Annotated in this window: 6 protein-coding genes; 3 read left to right on the top strand and 3 right to left on the bottom strand. The window is 58.6% G+C overall.

Features of this window, described 5'->3' with window-relative positions; translation table 11 throughout:
• Nucleotides 1–365 (top strand): integrase core domain-containing protein (locus A5788_RS10095; RefSeq protein ID WP_156525490.1); only part of this gene is annotated, 365 nt, incomplete at its 5' end.
• 121 nt (nucleotides 366–486) lie between these two features.
• On the opposite strand, the gene A5788_RS10090 is transcribed toward A5788_RS10095, so the two are convergent.
• Together A5788_RS10090 and A5788_RS10085 are read right to left on the bottom strand one after the other, a co-directional pair.
• Nucleotides 487–777: a hypothetical protein gene (locus tag A5788_RS10090; RefSeq protein WP_156525489.1), complete on the bottom strand. Its 291-nt coding sequence runs from the start codon at nucleotides 775–777 to the stop codon at nucleotides 487–489.
• 609 nt (nucleotides 778–1,386) lie between these two features.
• Nucleotides 1,387–1,914: an antitoxin Xre/MbcA/ParS toxin-binding domain-containing protein gene (locus A5788_RS10085; RefSeq protein ID WP_064868324.1), complete on the bottom strand. Its 528-nt coding sequence runs from the start codon at nucleotides 1,912–1,914 to the stop codon at nucleotides 1,387–1,389.
• Between the two features lie 592 nt (nucleotides 1,915–2,506).
• Between A5788_RS10085 and A5788_RS10075 the strand changes: the two genes are divergently transcribed.
• Nucleotides 2,507–3,976, top strand: a complete 1,470-nt coding sequence (locus A5788_RS10075; RefSeq protein ID WP_156525488.1) for a hypothetical protein — start codon at nucleotides 2,507–2,509, stop codon at nucleotides 3,974–3,976.
• A gap of 66 nt (nucleotides 3,977–4,042) precedes the next feature.
• Nucleotides 4,043–5,719 carry an AIPR family protein gene (locus A5788_RS10070; RefSeq protein ID WP_082938041.1) on the top strand — a complete coding sequence of 559 codons (1,677 nt, stop codon included), beginning with the start codon at nucleotides 4,043–4,045 and terminating at the stop codon, nucleotides 5,717–5,719.
• A 293-nt stretch (nucleotides 5,720–6,012) separates the two neighbouring features.
• Here the strand turns inward: A5788_RS10070 and A5788_RS10065 are convergent, their stop codons facing one another.
• Complete coding sequence (locus A5788_RS10065; RefSeq protein WP_064868316.1) at nucleotides 6,013–7,524, bottom strand: HEAT repeat domain-containing protein; 1,512 nt, start codon at nucleotides 7,522–7,524, stop codon at nucleotides 6,013–6,015.
• Nucleotides 7,525–7,753 lie beyond the last annotated feature (229 nt).

The raw sequence follows: 7,753 nt of genomic DNA, 5'->3' as shown, positions 1-7,753 counted from the left end.
TGGCCGCCCTGAACAGCGCTGTCGCCAGGCGAGGGGACGTGGCCGGCTGCGTTCTGCACAGCGATAGAGGGTCTCAATTTCGTTCGAAGAAGATGCAGAAGGCCATCACCCGGCACGGCATGCTCGGGTCGATGGGCAGGGTCGGTGCGTGTGGTGACAACGCGGCGATGGAGAGCTTCTTCTCGCTGCTACAGAACAACGTCCTCGACCGTCGATCCTGGGCCACCAGAGACGAGCTCCGGGCCGCCATCGTGCACTGGATCGAACGGACCTACCACCGCCGCAGACGACAGGACCGCCTCGGCAGATTGACCCCCATTGAATTCGAGACCATCATCAACCACGAGGCCCCTCAGGCCGCGTGACTAACCCTGTCACCTATCCGTGCACCAGGCCCGCGCGCCGCCATGGTGGCCGAGTTGGGTGCCGTTGTGAGTCTTCGGTTCGCGTGACGCCGAAAAGCGCATCGCGCCAAACTGTTTCGTCTTACCCATTCTTGTGCGCGATGACGGCTGGCATGGGCACATTCCAATCGACAAGTCTTCCGCTGAAGCAGGGCGAACTAGCCGTGACGATTGGCGGGTAGTTGACGTTGTTGAGCTCGATCTGCAACTTGAAGGCATCGGGTGCCTCGGCGAACCGGTTGGGCTTCGTAAAGTCTTCTCGCTCAATAACTTTCCAACCCCAAGAGGTCCAGATGTCCCCGACGCGGGCGACGGCCGCGTTGTAGTCAGATCCGGGCGGGAGTTTGAGGTCGCGGGAGTCAGTGTAGTTCACGGGTGCGTCTTTTGACGTGGCCTTGTCGTCGCAGGGGACGGTGGCGCCCCACCCGCCGAAGCGGGAGGAATCGGCGGCCGTTCCGGCAGGCAACGCATTCACAGTTCGTTGGAAAAGCTCGATGACGTGATCTTGAACCTCGCGTTGGCTCGCGGGACTGAAGCTTGCAGAGCTCGTAGGGGCTCCTAGGGTTGTCGAGGTTTCAGCTGCTGGTTGACCGCCCGCACATCCAGCTACCAAGCTTGCGAATATAACGGACATCACTGCCACGAGGCGGCACACGACACTGCTCATCTCGGTTGGTGGGTGGGGACTTGTCCAGCGATGATATCCCCCACGTTCTTAGACCGGGTGCTACCTAGGTCAAAGTAGGAGCTGTAGGCTGAGATCGACGGCAAATTCATCCGTTTCGTTCCAGAAGTGTCACCAGGGTCGGAGGCGAAGGTGTGCGCGCCGCACCCTTCACTGGTCGGGCGGCGCCGTTTGTACTGCCCGCAAGCTTGATCGCATCGTTGTCCCTAAAGAAGGCTGTGTCGTCGGGGTGTGTGACACGGTCCTTGTCGGCAAGTACGGGCATCTCGTTCGTCCGGTGTGCGAAGCGTTACCCCCTCATGCCGCCCAGCGTGCTGCGTCGCCGTGTGCGGCGGCCAGGACCTCAGCGAACTGGTCGTCGCTTCCGGTCGCGTAGCGAACCGCGGTTTCGTCGTTGAGGGCGGGGTTGGGCGAACACATCCAGAGCGCAGCGCTCCACGCGTTGGCGTGTTCGCGCAGGATTTGCCACACCTGCAGCAGATGTTGGTCGACTGTGGCGGCGTCGGTGAACTGCCATGTGGGGTACACCCAGGTACCTGACTCGAGTTGGCAGCCGACCAGGGTCTTGTGCTTGACGCGTTTGGCGATCGCCTGCTTGCTCACACCGAGCCACGAGGTCAGTCCGGCAGTGTCGTAGAACGGCCCCACCCGCTGGTCGTGCACCGTCACCGATGGCAACGCAGCAGCCATCGCCATCGCTATCCGCTGAGTGTCGGCGAAGACTTCGGCATCAACACCGGCATCCTCGGCTATCGCGAACCGCTCGTCGACGAGCTTGCTCAACTCGTTGAGCAGCGCCTGCTTGCAATCGGTCAGATCAGACACAACAACCCCTCAGACGAACTCAGACGACTTACGACGTGTCTACGCCGCCACGCGGCAGCGGGCAACCCAGTCAACCTCGCTAGGCGTCCTGCAGTTATGTTGGCGGCATCTGCACAGACTCCCGCATCGCCATGTCAGTGATGCGTAGTAGACAACTCGATATGAGCTTGCGACGCCTACGACATCCATCGACCGTTGACGCGCTACTTGCGTATCGCACGCACTACGCTCGCGTCGCGCGATGCATGCACCCAGGGTGCTTCAACTATTGCACTCACACCGACGATGTCCGCGAACCCCGACCGCTCTTCTGCTCAAAACGGTGCGGCACCGACTACTCAGCGCAACGAGTCGCCCTCCTAGGAGATCGCGTTCATAGGCGACGCCCTGGCCCACGCGTCCGCGCGAAGCAACATCGCAACCGAGCTTCGACAACAACGCGCACACGCCACGTGGAATCTCGCGCGATACGGAGGACTCATGCCAACCGACGAATCCACCACGTAGCCGCACCGACCAGGACGGAGAAGAGATCCACAACCACCCACCGGCGAATCGGGTACCTCGTGACTTGTACAAACCCTGACCGACAATGAAAATTTCGCTTCCTCCCGAGATGTACGGAGGAAACCCCGCTGGACTACTTGAGCATCTTGGCCTCGTTGTTGAGCGCCAACCACTCGACGACGACGATTACTGGATCGTTAGCGCCGATCCCACAACGCTTGTGCAAGCACAGACACTGCACGGTCCAGCGTTGTCGCGGAGCAGATTCGATGTCTCGAGCGTGCCTACGCCAAGCATTCCCGGTGGAATGAATCCCGAACTTGTTGACGCTCTGACCGCTCACAATGAGGCGCTCGCTTCACAGCCGACCCTTCGTTCAGCTGTACAGCTAGTAATCAATACCTTGGTCGCAGTCCCGGATAACGAAGTACCAGCGACAATCAAGTGGGGTAGCGACACTCTGTCTCAGATTCCGCTTACGCATGAGGACGGGACAACGGAGCCACTCTTTCCAAAACATTCAGTTCACGATATCCGCATCAACGAACTCGCCTATCGATGGGCCAAACTGCCTCAAGTCATGCTTCGGCTCCGACACGACACAGCAGCCGCAATAATTGCTATGTCCAAGAAGGACCCTGACTCGATGATGTTCTCGTCCTCGGGCGCCCTTCTTGAGGGAACCGTGTTCGGTGGGGTGTACTTTGCGCCTCTTCTCGGGAACATCTCGCCAACAATGTGGGGTTTCGGAGTTCCGCGTATAGGGCAGGTCATAGTTTATTCATTTGGCCGCCAGGTTGGTGGTCGAAGCCACGGAGCCCCCAGGGATCTCATTGACACTCTCGGTGTCCTTGCTCACCACTCATCTCTCGGCGAGTTCGATGTCCACTCAATCGACAACACGATACTACATAAGGCAGCGTATTCGGAGGCCATCGATTGGTGGGCAACTCGAATCGACAGATCATTGGTGGATCTTTTCTCGCCGACGACGTACACGGACGAGCACGATATATATCGGCCCGGGGCTCACCAAAGATGGATGTTGAACTTCGAACAACTACTCGCTCGCATCTGCGCGATCACACGACAGCCCAATGACCCTGCCACCCAATTGATGCTACTTTTCCCGACGATGGATATCTTGGCTGACAGCTTTACGGGAAGTAATGGAATTGGTCAGCTTATGACGCCCAAACGGATTAGCAAGTTGATAGACAGGGTCTCCAAGCGTGTCCCCGATCGCATCGAGCCAATCATTATGGCACCAGCTCGTCGCGCACTCGCAGCCGCGGAGCAGGTTGCTGATGAGTTCTTCATTCCTAGCCCCAATCCCGATGCCACGCCGGAGTCGCGCATAATCCACTTATGGAATGGCCGCCGCAACACCACACATGGATTCAACAACAATGCCGAGATTCTCGCTGAGCATACCGGGCGACTACCGCCAGATATTGTTCTTGTGCCATTCGTGTACCTCCTTGACATACTGACGGATCGACAGCGCCTACTCGAACGAGTTCGTCGTGACTGCCAGCGACCACCAAAGCCTTAGACCCAGATCCCCAGCTACTGTTGCTACTCCGAGCAACGAGAGGAGTCGACCTTGGGCGACTTACACGTGGCACAGATCAAGCGCCGACTGAAGAGTACGACCTACCCACATATCGACACTTCAGATCTCGACACGCACGACGCAGCGCACGTCGAGCAAGCGCAGCTGACCAGGGCACTCGCAGCCTTCGTGCTGACCAAGGTAGCGGGTCTCAGCGATGAAGACGCCGCAGCATGTGTGACGGACGGCCCAGGCGACAACGGCATCGACGCGATTGCATTCGTCGACTCAGACCCGCCCCAGCTCTACCTGGTGCAGTCGAAGTGGACAGATGCTGGCAACGGCGGCGGCGCAACCCTCGACGAAATGATGAAGTTCCAGAAAGGATTGGCAGACCTAGTAACCATGAGGTGGGAGCGCTTCAACGACAAGGTGGCCGCACGTGTCACCGAGTTGGACAATGCACTCCTCAATACCGACCTCCGAATTGAGGTCATCTTTGTAACGATGGGCACACCCCAAGTAGCACCCGCCGTCGCGAGTCACATGGATGACTACATCGCCACCCTCAACGACCCCACCGAAGTGGCGATATTTAGCTACCTGAATCAGGGAGCCGTATACAAACTTCTAGTCGATGACACGCGCTCAGCACAAATCGATTTCGCCGTTGAGTTGTCGGACTGGGGCAAGCTGGAAGGTCCGCCCGATGCCGTCTATGGCCACGTCAGCGGCACAGAAGTCGCCGCGTGGCTTCGTGACCACGGACCACAACTGTTCGACCGCAACGTACGCGTGGTGCTTTCAAACTCGGAAGTCAATGCTTCTGTCCTAGAAACGGTAGACGAATCCCCCGAATCGTTCTGGTACTTCAACAATGGCGTCACCGCGCTCTGCGAATCAATCGATAAAGCCCCCGCAGGTGGCACCGAGCGGCGTCAAGGAACGTTCGGGCTCAAGGGAGTCAGCATCGTCAACGGTGCACAGACAGTGGGAACACTCGCACGCGCACTGCGCACAGGTAAACATCAAGAACTCGACAACGTTCGGGTCATGGTGCGCTTCATCTCGCTGGAATCTGCCCCTGAGGACTTCGGCAAACGTGTGACACGGGCAACGAATACACAGAACGTCATCGGCGGCAGAGACTTCGTCGGACTCGACCCCCAACAGACGCGACTGCGAGACGATTTCTCGGTTGACGGCCTGACCTACGCGATCCGCAGCGGTGAAGAGCGTCCTGATCCCGACAAAGGCTGCGAGTTCACCGAAGCTGCAGTGGCCCTGGCGTGTGCACATTCCTCTGCGCTCGCCACGCAGGCAAAACGTGAGGTAAGCCGACTATGGGACGACACCTCGAAGGCCCCCTACAAAGCACTATTCAATGCGACCACCACCTACTTGCGAGTCTGGCGATCAGTCAGGATTCTTCGCGCAATTGACGCGAAGCTTGACGAACTCAAGGCGGGGCTCGACACCAGGGAGCGTGGGTACGCAGTACACGGCAATCGACTTGTCGCCCACGTCGTATTTGCGAAACTCGACTTGTCAGGTATTGAGGACCCTGCCACGGACTGGAATACCATTCTCGATCGGGCAGCCGATCTGACGACTAACGTCCTCGACACAATCACGAAGAATGGCGAGGACGAGTACGGGGGGTACACCGCGAGCTTGTTCAAGAACGCGACCAAGACAGAACACCTCGCCACGCAGGCGATCGAGGCTCTAGCTCGAGGATAGTGCGATCGGAAAACTCGTTCTTAGTCCACAGCTGGTGGCATGCAACTCTGACTAGGTCGGCTATCGCGCGCCGACTCTCATGGCGGACAAGAGCATTCATGGGTTGGTTCCTGCTAAGTTATCGGCGAATCACAGTGACTGAGTGTCCGGTGGTGGCGGGTTCTGAGCGCGTGGGCCGACCAGGGAATCCGCAGGTCCTCCGCTGGCAATATGCACGCCGACTGAGCGACGAACGCTCGCGGATGGATGCTCCCTAAGGATTTCTGCGAGCGGCTGAGTGGCGGCTTCCGGCGTCATCTGTTCAAGTGGTCCCGCCACTGCTTTTGCGACGAGCGTTCCCCATCGTCGAGGACGTGCGTGAGAAGATCGAGCACCCGTTGGTCTGTGATTCCCTTGCCGATCCACTGTGCGAGGCCGAACGCCACCTGTGCACGTACATCGACAGACGGGTCCTTTGAGAGAACAGCTAAGGCGGTCAGGTCTGCTGGTCGCTCTCGCGCGGCAATCACCCGTACTGCCGCCACTCGGCGGTCCTCGCTCCCGGTGAGAAAGTGAGCCAGTTCAGAGTCGCCGAGCTCATTAGGTCGTACCGCCGCAAGCGCAGCTGCCGCAGCGCCGACTACATCCACCACCGGCCCAAAGAATGGGTCCTGGCTGGGTGGGTTGATCACCAGGGACCGGAGGACGGGAATAATCCGCATCACGACGGGTTCGGGGATTAAGCCACCCAACTTTCTAAAGCTCTCGAGTGGTGCCGTAAGTTGTTGCGAATAAAGTGATTTCAGCATCAAGAGTTCGAGAACAGGATCCCAGTCGGCCTGATCTGGGTAGCACGCGTTTATCAACACCAGCACTCCAGCGTAATTCACGCTGCGATGTGAGTATTGGCCTCGCCCAAGTTCTTCGATGTCGTTGGCAACCTTAGAAGCGAGATTCGCGATGAGACCTGCTGCAGTCTCTTGGCCGAGGTCGCGTACGTCGCCAAACGCTTGAAGGGATGCGATATCACCGTCTGCGATTCTTGTGCGGAGCGCATCCCGAACAGACGGGTCGCATTTCGCTAGCACTTCTGAGATTGCTTCCGCCAATTCAAAGTTGTCTGTTTCTCCTCGCTGCTCAAGAGCAACCAGATCTGAACCGATCCATGCGTCCTCTGGGATCTCCCGGATAAGCCCAGCATAGTGATGTGCCATGAGCTGATCATCCATCTGAGGAAGCGAAATAACGTGGTCGACAATATCGCGGACCGATTCCTTCGACGCACTCAGAAGCAGATCTGACATGGTTTCCAGGACTGCGCGGCTGACCCAGAATGTGGCCTTTACACGCTCGCCGAACGAAGTCGGGTCTCTCAGTACTTCAAGCAAAAACGCAATGTGCCGGTCCGACCTGTCGGCTACCAGAACGTCTGCGGCAGATTGCAGCGCCGCGAGATCCGCACGGACAGATGTCGATGTGGAACGTTCAAGGTCGATTACGTTGACGTCATCGATCACCGGACCCGCTGGCCCGTTGCGCAGCAGATGCCGGACGGCAAGCTCGACAGACTTCTGGTCACCTGTTTGGCGCAGGAGGCTCAAAGCGTTTGTTACATACTCGCGATCCGGTCCCGCGTCGGCAGTCATGACCATCCGCTCGGCGAGTATTCCTGCGGTGGATCGCCACGCATTGTGGTCGGCCGATATCCCTGCGATCAGCGAGGCCGCCCGAAGACGAAGCCATGTCTTGTCGCTTGCACCGAACGTCCAACTAGTGTCCTTCGCCCACTTTTTGTACACCGATTCCCAGAATTCCTGGAGTCCCATGCCACCTCTTGAGTACGCCACCAAGCGGCCAAGGTATCTCGCCCGGTAATCGCGCCCGGGATGTTGTTACTTTCCCAGCCACTCGTCGTGAAGACGATGTTTGCGCTTGACCCGAGGATGGCGGCTACGGTCGGGTCCTGCGCAGGCAAACCGGCTCTTCGAAGTTGAGCGGGCAATGCCTGGTCAGGGCCGCGGCGTGTCGTTGAGGTGAGACGCCCCTGGTCTCCGG

Origin of the sequence: Gordonia sp. 852002-50816_SCH5313054-c (genome assembly GCF_001665925.1) — a bacterium.
Taxonomy (GTDB): Bacteria; Actinomycetota; Actinomycetes; order Mycobacteriales; family Mycobacteriaceae; genus Gordonia; species Gordonia jacobaea.
The sequence above is the reverse complement of the archived record's forward strand: the minus strand, read 5'-3'. Positions and strand labels throughout refer to the sequence as shown.